This window comes from Mesorhizobium sp. M1E.F.Ca.ET.063.01.1.1 (assembly GCF_003998155.1).
Lineage (GTDB): Bacteria > Pseudomonadota > Alphaproteobacteria > Rhizobiales > Rhizobiaceae > Mesorhizobium.
In genome coordinates this window covers 1-1,340 of record NZ_RZSC01001133.1, presented here as the reverse complement: position 1 = coordinate 1,340, position 1,340 = coordinate 1, and the positions used below count along the sequence as shown (strand labels likewise).

Annotated in this window: 1 protein-coding gene; it reads left to right on the top strand. The window is 66.6% G+C overall.

From position 1 onward, the window contains the following. A partial coding sequence (locus tag EOA29_RS36660) for a cobaltochelatase subunit CobN (RefSeq protein WP_189479123.1) occupies window positions 1-1,340 on the top strand: 1,340 nt, incomplete at both ends.

The following is a 1,340-nucleotide window of genomic DNA, read 5'->3' as shown; positions in this document are numbered from 1 at the left end:
GAAACGCCGCGTCCATCATCCCGATCCTCTTCTATCGCTCCATGCTACTTGCCGCCGACATAGCGCCGATAGATGCCCTCGCGGAAGCATTGCGGCTGCAAGGCATGGCCCCGGTGCCGATCTTCGTGTCCAGCCTCAAGGATAGAGCCTCGCTGGATTTCGTCGAAACCGCCCTCGCCTCGCTGAACCCGGCCGCCATCATCACCGCCACCGCCTTCGCCTCCGGCGCGGAACCCGGCGCCGAAACACTTTTCGACCGCGCCGGCGTGCCGGTCTTCCAGGTCATCGTCGCCACGACGAAGCGCGAGGTCTGGGAGAAGAACCAGCGCGGCCTGGCGCCAGCAGACCTCGCCATGCATGTCGTGCTGCCAGAACTCGACGGCCGCATCCTGGCCGGCGCGATTTCATTCAAGGGCGAGATCGAAGCCGATCCGGCGCTCGCCTTCCGCGCCTTCGCCAACCGGCCTGAAGCCAACCGCGTCGCGCAGGTCGCCAAGCGCACCGCGATGTTCATTCGCCTGCAACGGACCGAGCGGGCCAAGCGCAAGCTGGCAATCCTGATTCCGGACTATCCGAGTGCCCCAGGGCGTACGGGCTATGCCGTCGGCCTCGACGTGCCGTCGAGCGTGCTCGCCATGCTGCATGACTTGAAGGAACAGGGCTATGCGGTTGACGGGATTCCACAATCGCCGCGCGCGTTGCTGGATGCGCTGGAGATGGGCGGGCAAGGGTTGAGTCTAGACGACTATCGGTGCTTCTCAGCGGAACTGCCGATGGCAGTGATAGACGCGGTAGAGGCCGCATGGGGTGAGGCAGAGGGCGAGATAGGGTTGCGCGAGGCACCCCCCTCTGTCCTGCCGGACATCTCCGGCAGGACAGAGGGGGGTGTTCACGCGCTAACTCTGGCGAGCTTCCCCTTCCGCGCCGCGACCTTCGGCAACATCACCGTCGCGCTGGCCCCCGACCGCGGCCGCTCGGCCGACCGCCGCGCCGACTATCACGACCCCACTCTCCCTCCCCGCCACGAATTGATCGCCTTCGGCCTCTGGCTGCGGAAATCGCTCGGCGTGCACGCCATCGTCCATGTCGGCGCGCACGGCACGCTGGAGTGGCTGCCGGGCAAGACGGTCGCGCTATCGGAAAGCTGCTTTCCCGAGATCGTCACCGGCTCGCTGCCGGTCATCTATCCCTTCATTGTCTCCAATCCCGGCGAGGCGGCGCAGGCCAAGCGCCGGATTTCGGCCGTCACGCTCGGCCATCTGCCGCCGCCGCTGACCGGGGCCGGCCTCGACGAGGCACAGCAGAAGCTCGAACGCTTGGTCGACGAATATGCCCAGGCC